The following is an 18,434-nucleotide window of genomic DNA, read 5'->3' as shown; positions in this document are numbered from 1 at the left end:
GGCTGCGATCTTTTGATCTTGCTTTTAAAGATCAAGATCAAAAGATCGCAGCCTCGTTTCACTCGACAGCTCCTACAAGGGAAAATCCTTGCGGCCGGGTGCTCGCGGACTGAATGTGGGACAATACCCGCCACTTTTAGCCATACCCGAATCGACCACGCCCATGAACGCCCCCCGCACACCAAGACCTGCGCGCAAGAAGCCTGACACCGCGACCCCGGCCAAAGCCGTTGAGCCGCGTGAAAAGGCCAGCCTGCACCCGCGCAATCGCCACCAGGGTCGCTACGACTTCCCGGCGCTGATCAAAACCACGCCGGAACTGGCGAAGTTCGTGATCATCAACCCGTATGGCAAGGAAAGCATCGACTTCGCCAGCCCTGACGCGGTGCGGGTGTTCAACCGGGCACTGCTCAAGTCGTTCTACGGCATTGCCCATTGGGACATCCCGGCCGATTACCTCTGCCCACCGGTTCCGGGGCGTGCCGACTACGTGCACTTCCTGGCCGACCTGCTGGCCAGCGTCAACGACGGTGAAATCCCGCGCGGCGCGCCGGTCAAGGTGCTCGATATCGGCATGGGCGCCAACTGCGTCTATCCGTTGATCGGTTACAGCGACTACCGCTGGCACTTCCTCGGCTCGGAAATCGACCCGACGGCGGTGGCCGCGGCCAAAGCCATCGTGCAGTCCAACGGGCTGAACAAAGCCATCCAGTTGCGCCAGCAAAGCAATCCCAAGCACATTCTGCTGGGCCTGCTGGAACCCGGCGAACGCTTTGACCTGACCATGTGTAACCCGCCGTTCCACGCGTCGATGGACGAAGCGACCAAAGGCAGCGAGCGTAAATGGCGCGCCCTGGGCCGTGCCGATCCGAAGCGCAAGCTGCCGGTGCTGAACTTTGGCGGTCAATCGGCAGAACTGTGGTGCGAAGGGGGCGAAGCCCGGTTTGTGACGCAGTTGATCGCTGAAAGTGCGCATTTCCAGCACAAAGTGCTGTGGTTCAGCACGCTGGTGTCGAAGGCTTCGAACCTGCCTTCGATCCAGACCGCGCTGAAAAAGGCCGGCGTCCTGGAAAGCCAGGTCGTGGAGATGTCCCAGGGCCAGAAGCAAAGCCGCTTCGTCGCCTGGACCTTCCAGACCAAATCCGAGCAGCAGGTGTGGCGTGAGCGTTGGGTTAAAAAAAGCTGAGTAACTGACCGATACAAATCAAATGTGGGAGCGGGCTTGCTCGCGAAGGCGGTGTGTCAGTCGACTTCAATGGTGACTGACTCACCGCTTTCGCGAGCAAGCCCGCTCCCACAATTGGTTTTGCGGTGTCCCAGGTAAATCGCAGGCACAAAAAAGCCGTGACCGGATTGCTCCGGAGCACGGCTTTTTTTACTGCGTCTTACTTGTTAACAGCGTCGGTCAGGCCTTTGGCCACAACCAGCTTGATAACTTTCTTGGCAGCGATTTCGATGGCAGCGCCAGTCGAAGGGTTACGGCCGGTACGGGCTGGACGCTCAGTCACTTTCAGTTTGCCGATACCTGGCAGAGTGATTTCGCCGCCGTTTTCCAGCTGATCGGCAACGATTTGGCCCAGTTGGTCCAGAGCGTTACGCGCGGTGGTTTTTGGCGCGTCGATAGCTTCAGCGATGTCGGCGATCAGTTGGTCTTTAGTAAGAGCCATGTAGTGTTCCTTCCCTATCAAATTCATATGGATTGCAGAGTGCAGTGTCAGCCATCGAGCCCGATCTTCTGGATCTGGCACCCTCGGCCAATAACCACGGGATCGGGGTTATAGATACCGAAATCAGGGTTTGGTTCGACCTGACAAATGCTGAATGCACGCTTAACGCAGTGACTTCGCGTAAGACGGGGCAAAACTAGCACAGAGACGGGGAAATATCCGCCTCTAGCTACCCATTTGGTCAGCTTTATTGCTCTAAAACAGGAAAAAACTGCATAAGGGCCGTCGCTCGGCTGCGAATTGCCCTTCGAGCCGCGCCAAAACCAGTGGTTGCGGTACACTTGGCACTTTTTCGGGAGCCTGCCCTGCTCTCTCCAACCAGCCGCTTCAAACAGCCGAGAAGCCCATGCCGATCCGCCATTGCATCGTCCACCTGATCGACAAAAAACCCGACGGCACACCTGCAGTTCTCCAAGCTCGCGACTCCGAACTGGCCGAGTCGAGCGCCATCGAGAACATGCTTGCCGACCTCAACGAAAGCTACAACGCCAAGCAAGGCAAGGCCTGGGGTTTCTTCCATGCCGAGTCCGGGGCGCATCCGTTCAGCGGCTGGCTGAAGGAATACCTCGAGGGCGGCAAGGATTTCACGGCATTCAGCCGCGTGGCGGTGGAACACCTGCAAAAACTGATGGAAGAGTCGAACCTCTCTGTGGGCGGCCACGTGCTGTTCGCGCATTACCAGCAGGGCATGACCGATTACCTGGCGATCGCCCTGCTGCACCACAGTGAGGGCGTTGCAGTAACCGATCAGCTGGACGTGACCCCGTCCCGGCACCTCGACCTGGGCCAATTGCACCTGGCCGCGCGGATCAACGTGTCCGAGTGGCAGAACAACAAACAGTCCAAGCAGTACATTTCGTTCATCAAAGGCAAGAACGGGAAAAAGGTTTCGGAGTATTTCCGCGATTTCATCGGTTGCCAGGAAGGCGTCGACGGCCCGGGCGAAACCCGCACCCTGCTCAAGGCTTTCAGTGATTTCGTTGAAAGCGAAGATTTGCCGGAAGAGTCTGCCCGCGAGAAGACCAAGACTTTGGTGGATTACGCCAGCAGCCAGGCCAAGCTCGGCGAGCCGATGGGACTGGAAGAACTCTCGGAACTGATCGACGAAGAGCGCCCGAAAGCCTTCTACGATCACATCCGCAACAAGGATTACGGCCTGTCTCCGGAAATCCCGGCGGATAAACGCACCTTGAATCAGTTCCGTCGGTTTACCGGTCGCGCCGAAGGCCTGTCCATCAGCTTCGAAGCACACCTGCTGGGCTCGAAGATCGAATACGACGAAGAAGCCGGCACGCTGATTATCAAGGGCCTGCCCACTCAGTTGACCGATCAGCTGAAGCGACGCAACTGATGCTGAACGGCATTCTGAAAAAATTCCTGCTGATCCTGCTGGTGGTCGTGGTCTATCAGAACTGGGGCAAGATCGAGCGGGTGTTCAACCCTTCGCAAGTGGTGTCGGAGCAGACTCAGGCCAAGGCCAGCGTCGTGCTCTATGCCACCGAGTGGTGCGGCTACTGCAAATTGACCCGGCGTTTTCTCGATCAGAAAGGTGTTCCGTACAAGGAATTCGATATCGAGAAAGACGCCGAGGCGCGCACGGCTTACGAAGCACTGGGCGGCGGCGGGATCCCGATCATCGATGTGAACGGGACGTTGATTCGCGGGTATGACCCAGACGCGATTCTCGCCGCGTTGAAGTAAACACAAAACCCTGTGGGAGCGGGCTTGCTCGCGAAAGCGGTTTATCAATCAACATCAATGTTGAATGTTATGGCCTCTTCGCGAGCAAGCTCGCACCCACATTTCGTTCATCAGCGTTTTTCGATGCGGAACCCGAACCGCGGAAAGTGCACATGCACCACACCGCCCCGCTCGTCCTCCCGACGCAGAATCAACTCTTCCCTGCCCGCAAACAGCAACTCCCCGGCCACCGGATCCACCCCGTAATCGGTCGCCGCGATCACCACCTGCTGACCCGCCTCAAAACCATTCGGTTCATCAAACTGCTCATCCGGTAACGCTGCCGGCGTGGCATTGCGCGCCACCACCAACGCTTCCTCGGATGTCATCTCGCTGGACGCACCATGGCCGAAGCCCATCACCCGCCCTAACCACGCAGAAACCGCCGGATAAGCATCGACCAACGGTGCAGTCACCGGCGTCGCCTTGAGAAACCACAGGCAGTGAGCCAACGCAAAATCGGCAATCGATGGCTCGCCGAACAGGAAATCACCCTGCTCGCGCTGAAGCTGCTGCTCAAGGCGCCCCATGATCGTCGGCCATTGATGCCGCGCTTGTTCGGCCGACAACCTGGTAGCGCTGCCGCCACTGAACAACCCGGCGCGATCAGCCAGGAATGCCTTGATCGCTTCCGGCGGCATATTGCCGAAGCGCACGGCGATGGATTCAGGCTGAAACACCAGGCTGACAGCATGCTGGAACACCACCGAATCGGCCCAGGCGGCGAAGGACGCGACGATCATTTCCTGACCTTCAGGGAAGAACGCCGGCAAGGCTTTTTCCTGCTCCAGACGACGGACGATCAGCGCGGTGTCGCAATAGATATCAGCGCCAATCTGCAACACCGGGGTCTTGCGATAGCCGCCCGTCAGGGCCGTCAGATCAGGTTTTGGCATCACCGGCGAGATCTTCACCGAGCGCCAGGACAGCCCCTTGAAACCCAGCAGCAGGCGGGCCTTTTCGGCGAAAAGGGACGTCGGGTAATGATGGAGAATCAACTCGGACATGCTCGGCTCCGCCGCACGGATAATGAATCCGCAGCTTAGCGCGCAATCCGGGGGCAGCCTACAGATCTGCCTGATGGGCCCTTATCAATCAGGTTGATAAGCCGGCGACAGCGCTTGCGACCAGGCATTCCTTGGCGCTTTTCTTGAGTTTTTTGATCAGCCGTTCCTGGCGCAAGGCTTCGCTTTTGTCGCGGCAGACTTCGGTGTAGACCAAGGCCACGGCTGGGCTGGAGAGGAAGAATCTTGCGCCCTTGCCGCTCTGGTGAGTGGCGAAGCGGCGCACGGGATCATCGCTAATCCCGCAGTAGAGCGAACCATTGGCTGCGCGAACGAGGTAGACGAACCAGGGTTTGCTGACCAACACCGGTTCGGCGGCAATGATGGAGGATTCGCTCGGGGTGTTCACGTGACGATCAAGGCTTGAAAGGAAACAAGCCGCGATCTTATCAGCGACTGGCCTGGAATGCCTTCAACCCCTTCAGCGCTTGAGCGCGAACGGCGTTTCTTACCGCTGGCGACCAGCCCAGCAGCAACCCCTTGAAACCCAGCGCCTGCCGCGACCAGGCCCACATATCGAAGCTGTCATGGTGTTCGCAGATCTTGCCGTCACGAAACATGAACTGCGCCTGAATATCGTTGACCACTGTGTTGCCGGTCTGGCTGAACAGATAGGTCGCGACCCAATGTGCGCCGCCCGTGCGTTCCTCGGCTCGAACGTTGTCGAACGTCAGGGAGAAATCCTTCGCCCGCGTCGTGAGCATGCGCCACATGTCGCCGGCATCGCGACCGCGCAGTTCGCCGAACGCCGGATCACTGAACACCACATCGTCGGTGTAGCAGGCGCTCATGGCCTCGGCATCCAGCCGCTGGAAGGCTTGATAGAACTGGGTGATCAATGCGCGGTTGGCATCACTCATGGGCAGGCTCCGAACGTTTGAAGGATTGCCTGCACGATAGTCAACAAATGCGCGGAACACTATCGGCATTCGTGGGCCGAATACCGAGAGTGTGAGGGGGTCAGATTTTTTCGCTTACGACCTGAACGTACAACGACCGTCCGGCGCCGAGGCCGGCGAGGATCGCGCCAAGGCCTATCACACCAAAGATCCAGCCCAGCGCCGTCCAGCCGCCGGTCCAGTCATGCACGATACCGACCGCGAACGGCCCCATCGAGGCCAGGGTATAACCGAAGCCCTGGGCCATGCTCGACAGGTTCGCCGCCACATGGGAATCGCGCGAGCGCAGCACGATCAGGGTCAACGCCAGGCTGAACGTACCGCCCTGCCCCAGGCCGAGCAGGATCGCCCAGCCCCACAGGCCTTCGATCGGTGCGTAGAGACAGCCGAACAACCCACCGAGCGTCAGCAGCATAACCACGACAATTGCCAGCCGCTGATCCTTGCCGCGAGTCGCCAGCCACGGCGCCGCCAGTGAACTGGCCAACTGGACAATCACCGAACCCGAGAGCACCAGACCAGCCTGGGTCGGGGTCAGGCCGCGACCGATCAGGATCGATGGCAACCAGCCAAATACGATGTACGCCAACGATGATTGCAAGCCCATGTACAGCGTGACTTGCCAGGCCAGTGGATCACGCAACAGACCGCGAACCCGATACGCAACGTTATGTGCGCCGTGTTTCTGACCGACTTGCGGCAACCAGAAAATCGCCGCGACCAGCGCCGGCACCACCCAGAAACCGAGGCCCAGGGCCCAGCTCTTGTCGAAATGCTCGCTCAACGGCACGGTCGCGCCGGCCGCCATGGCTGCGCCCAGACACAAGGCCATGGTGTAGACGCCGGTCATGGTCCCGGCCTGTTTCGGAAAATCGCGCTTGACGATACCCGGCAACAAAACGCCGATCACCCCGATGCTCGCCCCGGCCAGCACACTGCCAGCAAACAGGCCGATTTCACCGAATGAACTGCGCAGGATGATTCCGCCCGCCAGCATCAACAGAATCCCCAACACCACGCGCTCGGCGCCAAAACGTCGCGCCAGCAACGGCGCCAGCGGAGCAAACAAACCGAGGCACAACACTGGCAAGGTCGTCAGCAACCCGGCCTGGGCCGCCGACAAACCGAGGGTCTTCGAGACTTCGCTGAGCATCGGCGCCATGCTCGACAGCGCCGGGCGCAGGTTCAGCGCCACCAGAATCAGCCCCAGCAGCAACAGCCACGGACGACGCAGGATCGGGTGGTTTTGCTGGACCTCCTCGTCATCGGCCTCGGCATCGATCAGCAGTTCTTCGAGTTCTGCTGTGCGCTTGGGTTGAGTGATGTTGCTGTTGCTGCTCGACATGGAATTCTCGGTTTCAAGGTTCATTGATCAACTGCCTCGACAAGGCTTTCGCCCGTTCCGGGTCGCGTTGCTCGACGGCATCAAGCAGTTCGATGTGCAGATCAAACACTTCCTGGCGGCGGGGCGTGACGCTCAGCGTCTGGCGCAATTGCGCGCCGACAACGCTGGAGAAGTAGCGGTACAACTCGCTGAGGGTCGGGTTGTGTGCGGCGTCCACCAGGCGGCGGTGGAACACCAGATCGCAGGCGATGTAGCTGTCGAGATCGCCGTGGTAGTGGCTGCCGCTGACGCCCAATGCTTCGCGCAATGCCACCAGGTCTTCGTCGGTTCGACGCAGCGCAGCCAGGCCGATGGCCTCGACTTCGAGAATGTGTCGGGTCTCGCGGGCCTGTTCGTGGGAGCAGCGCGACAAGGCTTTCATGGTATCCAGCGGGTCGATCACGGCGCGCAGGTAACTGCCGTCGCCCTGACGGATTTCGATTAATCCGGAAAACGCCAACACGCGCATGGCTTCACGCACGGTATTGCGGCTGATGCCCAATTCGGCGGACAGCTCTGGCTCGGTGGGCAGGCGCTGGCCGACCTGCCAGGCGCCGCTGTTGATGCGGTGACGCAGTTGATCCAGGGCCTGATCGACCAGGGATCGCTTAACGAGTGGAGAAATGTCTGACATAAGATTCGCCCTTTCATCCAATCATAGGATGAATTTTCTGACATGTTAGTCAGCTTCATGTAGGACGGCAACCGCCTATTGTCAGGGAGCGGGGAATGAAGCGGGATTTTCGATTAGTCAAAATTACCCTTTAAGGGTAATTTTATAGGCAGGGTAAACGGCTTCTTATGGAAAAGAACACACCTCACTATGACTTGGCGGTAGTCAAATCGGAGGTCATCAGATTAGGGACGAAGGCATTTACCGGTGCCGCACGGGAAGGCGGTCGACAACTTGATTTAAGCCTTCCCCAAATGCTGCAAATCGTCTGTTCGCTGGAAAACCGGATGCTGTACAAATCGATGACGACCTTTGCCGACCATCGCATCTGGCAAGACGTTTATTACATTAAGACTCACGGCCTGGAGATTTACATCAAAGTGACCTATCGCCCCGGTGGTGGGCCTCCCGTAATCTCCTTCAAGGAGAAAGACAAATGAATGGAAAGCAATGTTTCAGCTGCGGTACTCATGATGGGCTGCAGTACTTCGATGGGCGCAGTTTCACCATCGACTTCAAACAGATGTCACGTCAGCTAGGCGACATTTCAGGCTATGAATGCCGGGTCTGCGGCGAAGTCGAATTCGATGACGACAGCGCAGAGCGTTACTCCCAGGCAAGCGATCAACTGCTGCTCGATTGCCGTCAACTTATGGCCACCGAGATGAAGCGTATTCGTCGCAAGCTGAAACTCTCGCAGAAAGAAGCGGTGAAGTTGCTCTCGGGGGGTGGCCACAACGCTTTTTCCCGATATGAGCGCGCCGAACTCGCACCGCCCCAACCGCTATTTATGCTGATGCGCCTGCTTGATCGGCATCCAGAGTTACTGGGCGACGTGCAAGTACTTCGAGAAGGTGCAGACTTGCAAAGTCTGTTGGCAAACCTCGACCAATCACACCCATCCGCGCTCGCATCCTGAACACAAACCCCAGGCAAAAATAAACCCGGAACACTGTCCGGGTTTATTTCAAAGCCAAGTGCCAATCAATGCAAAATCTGGCTCAAGAACAGCTTCGTCCGCTCATTCTGCGGGTTGTCGAAGAAGTCGTTCGGCGCAGCCTGTTCAACGATTTCGCCCTTGTCCATGAAGATCACGCGATTGGCCACGGTGCGGGCGAAGCCCATTTCGTGGGTCACGCAGAGCATGGTCATGCCGTCTTCAGCCAGGCCGATCATGGTGTCGAGCACTTCCTTCACCATCTCAGGGTCGAGTGCCGAAGTCGGTTCGTCGAACAGCATGATTTTCGGCTTCATGCACAAGGCACGGGCAATCGCCACACGCTGTTGCTGACCGCCGGACAATTGCCCCGGGTACTTATGCGCCTGCTCCGGAATGCGTACGCGCTCCAGATAGTGCATGGCGATCTCTTCGGCCTGGCGCTTGGGCATCTTGCGCACCCACATCGGCGCCAGCGTGCAGTTCTGCAGGATGGTCAGGTGCGGGAACAGGTTGAAGTGCTGGAACACCATGCCGACTTCACGGCGCACCGTTTCGATCTGCTTGAGGTCGTTGGTCAGTTCCACGCCATCGACCACGATACGGCCCTGCTGGTGTTCTTCCAGACGGTTGAGGCAACGGATGGTGGTGGATTTGCCGGAACCCGACGGGCCGCACAGGACGATTCGCTCGCCCTGCTTGACGTTCAGGTTGATGTCTTTCAGCACGTGGAACTGGCCGTACCACTTGTTCACGCCCTGCATCTGAATAATGCCTTCAGGGCTCACAGGCTTTTTGATTGCTTCGCTCATTTCAGAACTCCTAACGCTTGTGGCCAGTGTCGAGCTTGCGTTCCAGATGCATGGAATAGCGCGACATACCGAAACAGAAAATCCAGAACACCAGGGCCGCGAACACATAGCCTTCGGTGGCCATGCCCAACCATTTCGGGTCGGCGGCGGCTTGTTTGACGCTGTTGAGCAGGTCGAACAGGCCGATGATGATCACCAGGCTTGTGTCCTTGAACAGCGCAATGAAGGTGTTGACGATGCCCGGGATTACCAGCTTCAGGGCTTGCGGCAGAATCACCAGGCCCATGCTGCGCCAGTAACCGAGGCCCATCGCTGCAGCCGCTTCGTACTGACCTTTGGGAATCGCTTGCAGACCGCCACGCACCACTTCGGCGACGTAGGCCGACTGGAACAGGATCACGCCGATCAGCGCCCGCAGCAGTTTGTCGAAGTTCATGCCTTCGGGCAGGAACAACGGCAGCATCACCGAGGACATGAACAGCACCGTGATCAACGGCACGCCGCGCCAGAATTCGATGAAGGTCACGCAGACCACGCGAATCGCCGGCATGTTCGAACGACGGCCCAGCGCCAGTACGATCCCCAGCGGCAACGCACCGGCGATACCGACGGTGGCGATTACCAGGGTCAGCATAAGGCCGCCCCATTGGCTGGTCGCCACCTGGGTCAGGCCGAAAACGCCGCCATGCAGCAGGCACCAGGCAATGATCGGGTACACCACCAGGAAGCTCAGGCCATACACCGCTTTGCGATGGAAGCGCGAGATGAACAGCGGTGCCACGCCAATGACTGCCAGCCATACGGTCAGGTCTACACGCCAGCGCAGGTCCGCTGGGTAGTAGCCGTACATGAACTGGCCGAAGCGCTGCTGGATGAACACCCAGCAGGCGCCCTCCTTGGTGCAGTCGGCGCGGGTGGTGCCCACCCAGTTGGCGTCCAGGATCGCCCAATGCAGGATCGGCGGAACCACCAGGTAGATCAGATAGAACGCGAACAGGGTCAGCACGGTGTTCAGCCAGCTGGAGAACATGTTCGCGCGCATCCACGCCACCGGCCCGAAGACTTTGCTCGGTGGCGGCATATCAGGCTTGAAAGTATGAGTACTCATGCGCTTTTCCTTACCGCTCGATCAGCGCAATGCGCTTGTTGTACCAGTTCATCAGCAGGGAAATGCTGATACTGATCGCCAGGTACACGCTCATGGTGATCGCAATCACCTCGATCGCCTGCCCGGTCTGGTTCAGCACCGTACCGGCAAACAACGACACCATTTCCGGATAACCGATACCGGCCGCCAGCGAGGAGTTCTTCGCCAGGTTCAGGTATTGGCTGGTCAGCGGTGGAATGATCACGCGCAGGGCTTGCGGGATGATCACCTTGCGCAGAGTCGGACCGTTGCGCAGGCCCAACGAGTGCGCCGCTTCGGTCTGGCCGTGGCTGACCGACTTGATGCCCGAACGCACGATCTCGGCGATGAACGCCGCGGTGTACACGGTCAGGGCCAACGTCAGCGCCAGCAGTTCCGGGATCAGCACCCAGCCACCGACGAAGTTGAAGCCTTGCAGCTTCGGCATTTCCCAGTGCACTGGCGCACCGAAGATCAATGCGCACAGCGCCGGGATCACCAGGAACAGCGCCAGGCCGACCCAGAATTTATGGAACGGCACACCGGTCGCTTCGAAGCGTTTGGTGGCCCACCGGCTCATCAGCACGATGGCGACGATGGCCACGACGACGCTGACCACAAACGGCCAGAAACCGTCCGCCACCAACGCGGCCGGCATGTTCAGGCCGCGGCTGCTGACGAAGAAGGTGTCGCCGAAGTTATGGCTGTTGCGAGGCCCCGGCATGGTCAGGAACACCGCGAAGTACCAGAACAGGATTTGCAGCAGCGGCGGAATGTTGCGGAAGACTTCCACATAAACAGTCGCCAGCTTGGCAATGATCCAGTTCTTCGACAGTCGTGACACGCCGACGATGAACCCGAGGATCGTTGCCAGGATCACGCCGATGAAGGTCACCAGCAGCGTGTTGAGCAGGCCGATGACAAACACCCGGGCATAGCTGTCCGATTCGGTGTAGTCGATCAGGTGTTGAGCGATGCCGAAACCGGCACTGCGCTCCAGAAAGCTGAAACCGGAGGTAATGCCCCGGTGCTGAAGGTTGGTCTGCGTATTGTCGAACAGGTACCAGCCCATCGAGACCACCGCCACAACGGTGATGATCTGAAATAGCCACGCACGCACTTTGGGATCGCTGAGGCTGAGCCTCTGCTTTGGTGCGCCGATTGAATTTTGCATGAAGTGCCCCGGATGTAATGGAACAGAACATCACCCGGTGGTTGGCCCACCGGGTGATAGAACCATCAGCGCACTGGTGGTGCGTATTGAATGCCGCCGTTGTTCCACAGAGCGTTCAGCCCGCGGTCGATTTCAAGCGGAGTGCTCTTGCCGAGGTTTTTGTCGAACACTTCGCCGTAGTTACCGACTTGCTTGATGATTTGCACGACCCAGTCTTTCTTCACTTTCAGGTCTTTGCCGTATTCACCGTCAGTGCCCAGCAGACGAGCAACGTCAGGGTTCTTGGTGCCTTTGGCTTCAGCTTCGACGTTCTTCGAAGTGATGCCGGCTTCTTCGGCGTTGAGCATGGCGTAGCCAGTCCAGCGCACGATGGCCAGCCACTCGTCGTCGCCATTACGCACGACCGGGCCCAATGGTTCCTTGGAAATGGTTTCCGGCAGAACCACGAAGTCCTTCGGCGACGCCAGTTTGCTGCGCTGAGCGAACAGTTGGGACTTGTCGGAGGTCAATACGTCGCAACGACCGGATTCCAGCGACTTGGCGCTTTCGTCGGAGGTGTCGAAGGTGATCGGGGTGTATTTCAGACCGTTGCCACGGAAGTAGTCGGAAACGTTCAGCTCAGTAGTGGTACCGGCCTGGATGCAGATGGTTGCACCGTCCAGCTCTTTGGCACTTTTGACGCCCAGCTTGCTGTTAACCAGGAAGCCGATGCCGTCGTAGTAAGTGATGAAGCCAGGAAACTTCAGGCCCATACCCGCGTCACGGGAGCTGGTCATGGTGGTGTTGCGCGACAGGATGTCAATTTCGCCGGACTGCAGCGCGGTGAAGCGCTCTTTGGCGTTCAACTGACTGAACTTGACCTTGGTCGCGTCGCCAAAAACGGCAGCAGCCACAGCACGGCAGAAGTCGGCATCGATCCCCAGAATCTTGCCGGTAGCGTCCGGAACCGAGAATCCCGGCAGACCGTCACTTACGCCGCATTGTACAAAGCCTTTCTTCTGCACTGCATCCAGGGTTGCACCCGCCTGAGCGAACCCGCTGACACCAAGTACTGCAGCTGCAGTCACGATAGCCAGGGTGGATTTCAACATCTTCATTCAAACCTCCAGTTTTGCTCTTGTTGTGTCGGAGCTTGAGTCCTGTCGCACCCTTATGAGGCGTAGTCGACCCGTGTTGGCTTTTTTTGGGGTCAACCGACGTAGGACCTGCGCTATGAGTCTAGTAGGAGAAAATCCACATCATGGACCACTCACTTCTCACCAATCGGCCGAACGGGCGGTAGCCCTTTCACGTTCGCGAAGCCCGTAACGGCCACTGGCGAACATCCATCACCGGATTCTTTTGCTATCCCACCAACCACCATGGCCTGATAGTGTTACCGACAGGCGTGGGATTTTCAGTACAGGCTTTCCCATAGCAAAGCCCGTACCAGACCGCTCGCCGAAGCCGTTCGGCGACAGGTCAATAGCAAAACTTGTAGCCTTGCGACATCTTCTTAACGGATCAACCAGACGCGCACTCACCTCTCGCACTCTTTGAGAGCGCACGCACAAAATTGGAGCAGCCATGACCGAGCCCTTGATTCTTCAACCCGTAAAGCCCGCAGACGCCTGCGTTATATGGCTGCACGGCCTGGGCGCCGACCGCTACGACTTCCTGCCGGTGGCTGAAGCCTTGCAGGAAAGCCTGCTGACCACCCGCTTCGTTCTCCCGCAGGCACCGACCCGCGCCGTCACCATCAACGGCGGTTACGAGATGCCGAGCTGGTACGACATATTGGCCATGAGCCCGGCACGCGCGATCAGCCGTGAGCAGCTGGAAGCGTCGGCGCAGCGAGTCGTTGATTTGATTGAAGAGCAGCGCACCAGCGGAATAGACGCCTCGCGGATATTCCTGGCAGGTTTTTCCCAGGGCGGCGCCGTGGTGTTGCACACCGCTTTCTTGAAGTGTCAAGGGCCGTTGGGTGGCGTACTTGCCCTCTCGACTTATGCACCGACCTTCAGCGATGAACTGGAGCTCAGCGCCAGCCAGCAGCGCATTCCCGTGCTGTCGTTGCACGGCCAGTACGATGACGTCGTTCAAAACTCGATGGGCCGCACCGCTTACGAGTTTTTGAAGCAGCATGGTGTCACCGTGACATGGCAGGAATACCCAATGGGCCACGAAGTGTTACCCGAGGAAATTCGCGACATCGGCGTCTGGCTGACCGAGCGTTTGCGCTAAAAGCTACCCATTGATCCATCCCACTACGCCGCGCCCGATTCTTGCATTACACTGGCCGGCGTATATTCCTTAACCAATTGATGAGATGACCGTGCTCAAAGCACTCAAGAAAATGTTCGGTAAAAGCGAGACTGAGCAGCTCGCGCCAGCTCCCAGCGCTCCGTCTCACATCCCCAGCCACCGCACCGACGGTAATCAGCCTGGCCGGACCGCAACCGTAGCGGCACCGAAACACGAGCCAGTGACCACACCGGCCGCCCAACCTGTCGAGATTATCGCCGCCGAACCACCGCGCAGCGAAACGCCGAAACCTGTAAAACCGCGTCGCGAACCGAAACCGAAAGCGCCGGTCATTCCCTGGAAACTCGAAGACTTCGCCGTCGAACCCCTGGAAGGCAAAACCCGTTTCCACGATTTCAAACTCGCCCCGGAACTGATGCACGCCATCCAGGACCTCGGCTTCCCGTATTGCACGCCGATCCAGGCGCAAGTGCTGGGCTTCACGCTCGCGGGCAAAGACGCCATCGGTCGCGCCCAGACCGGCACCGGCAAAACCGCTGCGTTCCTGATCTCGATCATCACCCAGCTGCTGGAAACCCCGCCACCCAAGGAACGCTACATGGGTGAGCCGCGGGCACTGATCATCGCGCCGACCCGCGAACTGGTGGTGCAGATCGCCAAGGACGCCGCCGATCTGACCAAGTACACCGGCCTCAACGTCATGACGTTCGTTGGCGGCATGGACTTCGACAAGCAACTCAAGCACCTCGAAGCCCGTCACTGCGACATCCTCGTGGCTACCCCGGGCCGCCTGCTCGACTTCAACCAGCGCGGCGACGTGCATCTGGACATGGTCGAAGTCATGGTGCTGGACGAAGCCGACCGCATGCTCGACATGGGTTTCATCCCGCAAGTGCGTCAGATCATTCGCCAGACGCCGCCGAAGAACGAGCGTCAGACGCTGCTGTTCTCCGCGACCTTCACCGAAGACGTGATGAACCTCGCCAAGCAGTGGACCACCGACCCGTCGATCGTCGAGATCGAGTCGCAGAACGTGGCCAGCGAAAACGTCGAGCAACACATCTACGCTGTGGCCGGTGCCGACAAATACAAACTGCTCTACAACCTGGTCACCGACAACGGTTGGGAGCGGGTGATGGTGTTTGCCAACCGCAAGGATGAAGTGCGGCGCATCGAGGAACGCCTGGTGCGTGACGGCGTCAACGCCGCGCAACTGTCCGGCGACGTGCCGCAGCACAAGCGCATCAAGACCCTGGAAGGTTTCCGCGAAGGCAAGATCCGCGTGCTGGTCGCCACCGACGTGGCCGGTCGCGGCATCCACATCGACGGCATCAGCCACGTCATCAACTTCACCCTCCCGGAAGTCCCGGACGATTACGTGCACCGTATCGGTCGTACCGGCCGTGCTGGCGCTGATGGCGTGTCCATCAGTTTTGCCGGTGAAGATGACTCCTACCAGCTACCGTCCATCGAGGCGTTGCTGGGTCGGAAAATCAGTTGTGAAACGCCGCCGACGCATCTACTGCGGGCGGTTGAGCGCAAGCGTCCGTAACTCGGGCCCTTGCTGAAAGAGGCGCAGCCGGAAACGGACTGCGCTTTTTTTTCGCCCCGATATTGCCCAAGACAACTAAAAGTCCATAATGGACAAATTAGTTTAATTGCAGCGCTCGGAGCCGACCATGTCCAGTACGCCTTACGTGATCACCCAACCCCAGGCCCGCGAGTTGCTGGCGCAGATCGACGTGCCGCAGATCCTGCGCAAACTGTTCCGCGATCTGGCAGCCGGGCAAGCGGTGCAACCGGTGCAGCAACTGGTGGAATTCCCTCAAGGCGCCGGCGACTTCATCAACTACTTGGGTGTGCTGGCTGAAGACGGCGTGTACGGGGTCAAGACCTCGCCTTACATCGTCCGCGAGCAAGGTCCGTTGGTGACGGCCTGGACATTGTTGATGTCGATGCAGACCGGCCAACCGCTGCTGCTGTGCGACGCTGGCGAACTGACCACCGCACGCACGGCCGCGACCACCGCCGTCGCCGTCGATGCCCTCGCCCCGTTGAACGCCCGGCGCCTGGCGATCATCGGCAGCGGCAAGGTGGCTCAGGCGCACCTGCATTACGTTAAAAACCTGCGCGAGTGGCAGAGCATCAGCCTCTACTCGCCGAGTCTGAGCGATAAAAATCCTGAAACGCTGGCACAGCTCAAAAGCCTCGATCCACGCCTGACCATCGCCGACAGTCGCGAAGCGGCCATTGAGGACGCCGACGTGATCATGCTCTGCACCTCGTCCGCAGGGCCGGTGATCGATCCCTCGAGCGTGAGCAAACCGGCGCTGATCACCTCGATCAGCACCAACGCCCCGCGCGCGCACGAAGTGCCGCCGCAGAGCCTCAATGACATGCAAGTGTTCTGCGACTATCGTCTGACCACCCCGGGCTCGGCGGGGGAAATGCTGATTGCGGGCGAACAGCACGGCTGGGACAAAAGCGCCATCGTTGGCGACCTGCCCGACTTGCTCAGCGGAAAAGCCCAACGCCCCGAGTACGACCGCACTGTGTTCTTCCGTTCGATCGGCCTGGGCCTGGAAGACATCGCGCTGGCCAATGCCATCTACCGCCTACACCCCTAACCCCACGCCCCCCCCCTGTAGGAGCTGTCGAGTGAAACGAGGCTGCGATCTTTTGATCTTGTTTTTTTAAAGATCAAGATCAAAAGATCGCAGCCTCGTTTCACTCGACAGCTCCTACAAGGTCCACCGACACCATTGGCATTTGCGCTCGACAGGAGACGTTCATGAGCCAGGCAGATTTCATCATTATCGGCGGCGGGATTGCTGGCGCTTCCACTGGGTTCTGGCTGTCTCAGCACGCCCGGGTGATTGTGCTCGAACGCGAATCCCATCCGGCTTATCACTCCACCGGACGCTCCGCCGCCCTGTATACCGCCGCCTATGGCACACCGCAGGTGCGCGCACTGACCCAGGCCAGCCGCGACTTCTTCGACGCCCCGCCCAGCGGTTTCTGTGAACATCCGCTGCTGACCCCGCGCGGCGAGATGACCGTGGACTTCACCGGCGACCCAGCCGAGTTGAACAATCAATACCTAAGCGCCAAGGCCACGGTGTCGGAGATGCAACTGCTCAGCGCCGACGAAGCCTGCGCACGGCTGCCGATTCTGCGGCGGGAAAAAGTCCATGGCGCAATCTACGACCCGACCGCCAGCGACATCGACACCGATGCCCTGCACCAGGGTTACCTGCGCGGCATCCGTCGCAACAAAAGCGAAGTGCATACCGACTGCGAAGTGCTGGGCCTGACCCGTGATGCCCAAGGCCTGTGGCAGGTGCAAACCAACGGTCAGACCTTCAGCGCACCGGTCATCATCAACGCGGCAGGCGCATGGGCCGACAAAATCGGTGAGCTGGCCGGGGCCAAACCGCTGGGCCTGCAACCGAAGCGGCGTGCGGCGTTCATTTTCGCCGGCCCCGAGGGCGTGGACATCCACCATTGGCCGATGCTGGTCAGCCTCGACGAATCGTTCTACATGAAGCCTGACGCCGGCATGTTTCTCGGTTCGCCGGCCAACGCCGACCCGGTCGAGCCGCACGACGTGCAGCCCGAAGAGCTGGACATCGCCATGGGCATCTACCAGATCGAAGAAGCCACCACCCTGACCATCCGCCGTCCGACCCGCACCTGGGCCGGCCTGCGCAGCTTCGTCAGCGATGGCGATTTGATCAGTGGTTTCGATACGCAGGTGCCGGGGCTGTTTTGGGTCGCGGCACAGGGCGGTTACGGCATCCAGACTTCACCGGCCATGGGCCAGGCCAGCGCCGCGCTGGTACGCGGTGAAGCCTTGCCGGATCAGCTCAGCCGTTTCGGCCTGGACGCTGAGATGCTCTCCCCCGCTCGCCTGGGCTGATTGTCGTCCTCAGGTGACGTGTCGACACGATTGCGGCAAACTTCCAGCGCCCTTTTTGCAGGGCGCTGACGCTGCCTGGAGCTGCACTGTATGAACGCACCTGAACAAGACCCGGCTGTGGATAACGCCTCTCTGGACAACTACCGCGCGATCGCCGATGCCATCGCGACCCTGTTCTTTCCCCACGCCGAAGTGGTGCTGCATGACCTGCGCACGCAAAAGGTCGATTACATCGCCAACAACCTGTCCAAGCGGGAAATCGGTGACGATTCTGCACTGGAGGACATGCTCAGCGACGATGTCAGCGAACGGAACATCGGGCCATACGAAAAGCTCAATTGGGATGGCCAGAAGATTCGCAGCCTGAGCAGCGTCTTGCGCGACAGCGAAGGTCATCCGCTGGCGGTGCTGTGCATCAACCTGAATATTTCGTTGTTCGAAAACGCGAAGGCTGCACTGGATCTGTTCCTGTCGCCGAGCAAGCTGATCCCGCAGCCGGATTCACTGTTTCGCGATGACTGGCAGGAGCGGATCAATACCTTTCTGCACGCCTGGCTGCGTGAACGTCAACTGAGCCTGAATGTGCTGACGCGCGACCACAAACGCGAACTGGTGCTTGCGTTGCACGCTGAAGGGGCCTTCAAGGGGAAAAGCGCTTCGAACTATGTGGCCAATGTGCTGAACATGGGGCGGGCGACTGTTTACAAGCATTTGAAGGAATTGAAGGGCTGAAGA

At 59.2% G+C, this 18,434-nt stretch carries 20 protein-coding genes; 10 read left to right on the top strand and 10 right to left on the bottom strand.

The annotated features are described in order from the left end of the window. Positions 1-163 precede the first annotated feature (163 nt). The gene (rlmF, locus tag ACA049_RS05130; protein ID WP_461979734.1) at positions 164-1,186 is read left to right on the top strand and encodes a 23S rRNA (adenine(1618)-N(6))-methyltransferase RlmF; all 1,023 of its coding nucleotides are present in this window, start codon (positions 164-166) and stop codon (positions 1,184-1,186) included. 199 nt (positions 1,187-1,385) lie between these two features. Here rlmF and ACA049_RS05125 read toward each other — a convergent pair whose 3' ends face one another. Then, positions 1,386-1,667: an HU family DNA-binding protein gene (locus tag ACA049_RS05125; protein WP_007905514.1), complete on the bottom strand. Its 282-nt coding sequence runs from the start codon at positions 1,665-1,667 to the stop codon at positions 1,386-1,388. Between the two features lie 406 nt (positions 1,668-2,073). Here ACA049_RS05125 and yejK point away from each other — a divergent pair, with 406 nt between their 5' ends. Together yejK and ACA049_RS05115 are read left to right on the top strand one after the other, a co-directional pair. Then, positions 2,074-3,078, top strand: coding sequence for a nucleoid-associated protein YejK (gene yejK / locus ACA049_RS05120; protein WP_497333640.1), 1,005 nt, complete (start codon positions 2,074-2,076; stop codon positions 3,076-3,078). Further along, a complete protein-coding gene (locus ACA049_RS05115; protein ID WP_497333638.1) occupies positions 3,078-3,428 on the top strand; it encodes a glutaredoxin family protein in 351 nt (116 codons plus the stop codon). Before yejK ends, ACA049_RS05115 begins: the two co-directional genes overlap by 1 nt. Before the next feature lie 110 nt (positions 3,429-3,538). Here ACA049_RS05115 and ACA049_RS05110 read toward each other — a convergent pair whose 3' ends face one another. From ACA049_RS05110 to ACA049_RS05090, 5 genes are all read right to left on the bottom strand, one after another. Beyond that, the gene (locus ACA049_RS05110; RefSeq protein ID WP_497333636.1) at positions 3,539-4,474 is read right to left on the bottom strand and encodes a glutathione S-transferase family protein; all 936 of its coding nucleotides are present in this window, start codon (positions 4,472-4,474) and stop codon (positions 3,539-3,541) included. A gap of 88 nt (positions 4,475-4,562) precedes the next feature. Continuing rightward, a complete protein-coding gene (locus tag ACA049_RS05105) occupies positions 4,563-4,880 on the bottom strand; it encodes a GIY-YIG nuclease family protein (protein ID WP_497333634.1) in 318 nt (105 codons plus the stop codon). Positions 4,881-4,920: 40 nt separating this feature from the next. Then, complete coding sequence (locus ACA049_RS05100) at positions 4,921-5,391, bottom strand: nuclear transport factor 2 family protein (RefSeq protein ID WP_497333632.1); 471 nt, start codon at positions 5,389-5,391, stop codon at positions 4,921-4,923. A gap of 100 nt (positions 5,392-5,491) precedes the next feature. Continuing rightward, positions 5,492-6,799 (bottom strand): CynX/NimT family MFS transporter, encoded by a 1,308-nt coding sequence (locus tag ACA049_RS05095; protein ID WP_497333630.1) that lies wholly within the window; start codon positions 6,797-6,799, stop codon positions 5,492-5,494. Beyond that, on the bottom strand, positions 6,789-7,448 hold the full coding sequence (locus ACA049_RS05090; protein ID WP_497333628.1) for a FadR/GntR family transcriptional regulator: 660 nt from the start codon (positions 7,446-7,448) through the stop codon (positions 6,789-6,791). The genes ACA049_RS05095 and ACA049_RS05090 overlap by 11 nt, the downstream gene beginning before the upstream one ends. Before the next feature lie 167 nt (positions 7,449-7,615). On the opposite strand from ACA049_RS05090, the gene ACA049_RS05085 reads away from it, so the two are divergent. Both ACA049_RS05085 and ACA049_RS05080 read left to right on the top strand, forming a co-directional pair. Then, the gene (locus ACA049_RS05085; RefSeq protein WP_497333626.1) at positions 7,616-7,927 is read left to right on the top strand and encodes a type II toxin-antitoxin system MqsR family toxin; all 312 of its coding nucleotides are present in this window, start codon (positions 7,616-7,618) and stop codon (positions 7,925-7,927) included. After that, positions 7,924-8,406 carry a type II toxin-antitoxin system MqsA family antitoxin gene (locus tag ACA049_RS05080; RefSeq protein ID WP_497333624.1) on the top strand — a complete coding sequence of 161 codons (483 nt, stop codon included), beginning with the start codon at positions 7,924-7,926 and terminating at the stop codon, positions 8,404-8,406. Before ACA049_RS05085 ends, ACA049_RS05080 begins: the two co-directional genes overlap by 4 nt. A 65-nt stretch (positions 8,407-8,471) precedes the next feature. On the opposite strand, the gene ACA049_RS05075 is transcribed toward ACA049_RS05080, so the two are convergent. From ACA049_RS05075 to ACA049_RS05060, 4 genes are all read right to left on the bottom strand, one after another. Then, positions 8,472-9,236, bottom strand: coding sequence for an amino acid ABC transporter ATP-binding protein (locus ACA049_RS05075; RefSeq protein ID WP_497333622.1), 765 nt, complete (start codon positions 9,234-9,236; stop codon positions 8,472-8,474). Between the two features lie 10 nt (positions 9,237-9,246). Next, positions 9,247-10,344: an amino acid ABC transporter permease gene (locus tag ACA049_RS05070; protein WP_497333620.1), complete on the bottom strand. Its 1,098-nt coding sequence runs from the start codon at positions 10,342-10,344 to the stop codon at positions 9,247-9,249. 10 nt (positions 10,345-10,354) lie between these two features. Next, complete coding sequence (locus ACA049_RS05065; RefSeq protein WP_497333618.1) at positions 10,355-11,536, bottom strand: amino acid ABC transporter permease; 1,182 nt, start codon at positions 11,534-11,536, stop codon at positions 10,355-10,357. A gap of 65 nt (positions 11,537-11,601) precedes the next feature. Then, positions 11,602-12,633: an amino acid ABC transporter substrate-binding protein gene (locus ACA049_RS05060; RefSeq protein WP_497333616.1), complete on the bottom strand. Its 1,032-nt coding sequence runs from the start codon at positions 12,631-12,633 to the stop codon at positions 11,602-11,604. Between the two features lie 469 nt (positions 12,634-13,102). Between ACA049_RS05060 and ACA049_RS05055 the strand changes: the two genes are divergently transcribed. The 5 genes from ACA049_RS05055 to ACA049_RS05035 all read left to right on the top strand — a co-directional run bounded on the left by ACA049_RS05055 (position 13,103) and on the right by ACA049_RS05035 (position 18,431). Next, complete coding sequence (locus ACA049_RS05055; RefSeq protein WP_497333614.1) at positions 13,103-13,759, top strand: alpha/beta hydrolase; 657 nt, start codon at positions 13,103-13,105, stop codon at positions 13,757-13,759. Between the two features lie 85 nt (positions 13,760-13,844). Further along, on the top strand, positions 13,845-15,332 hold the full coding sequence (gene rhlB, locus ACA049_RS05050) for an ATP-dependent RNA helicase RhlB (protein WP_497333612.1): 1,488 nt from the start codon (positions 13,845-13,847) through the stop codon (positions 15,330-15,332). Between the two features lie 127 nt (positions 15,333-15,459). Then, entirely contained in the window at positions 15,460-16,407 is a 948-nt protein-coding gene (locus ACA049_RS05045) for an ornithine cyclodeaminase family protein (RefSeq protein WP_497333610.1), read from the top strand. Between the two features lie 164 nt (positions 16,408-16,571). Continuing rightward, positions 16,572-17,699, top strand: a complete 1,128-nt coding sequence (locus tag ACA049_RS05040; RefSeq protein WP_497333608.1) for an NAD(P)/FAD-dependent oxidoreductase — start codon at positions 16,572-16,574, stop codon at positions 17,697-17,699. 90 nt (positions 17,700-17,789) lie between these two features. Next, entirely contained in the window at positions 17,790-18,431 is a 642-nt protein-coding gene (locus tag ACA049_RS05035; RefSeq protein ID WP_497333606.1) for a helix-turn-helix transcriptional regulator, read from the top strand. The last annotated feature ends 3 nt before the right edge of the window (positions 18,432-18,434 follow it).

It is taken from the genome of Pseudomonas sp. LBUM1662 (assembly GCF_059695915.1).
This window is presented reverse-complemented; position numbering and strand designations above follow the sequence as displayed.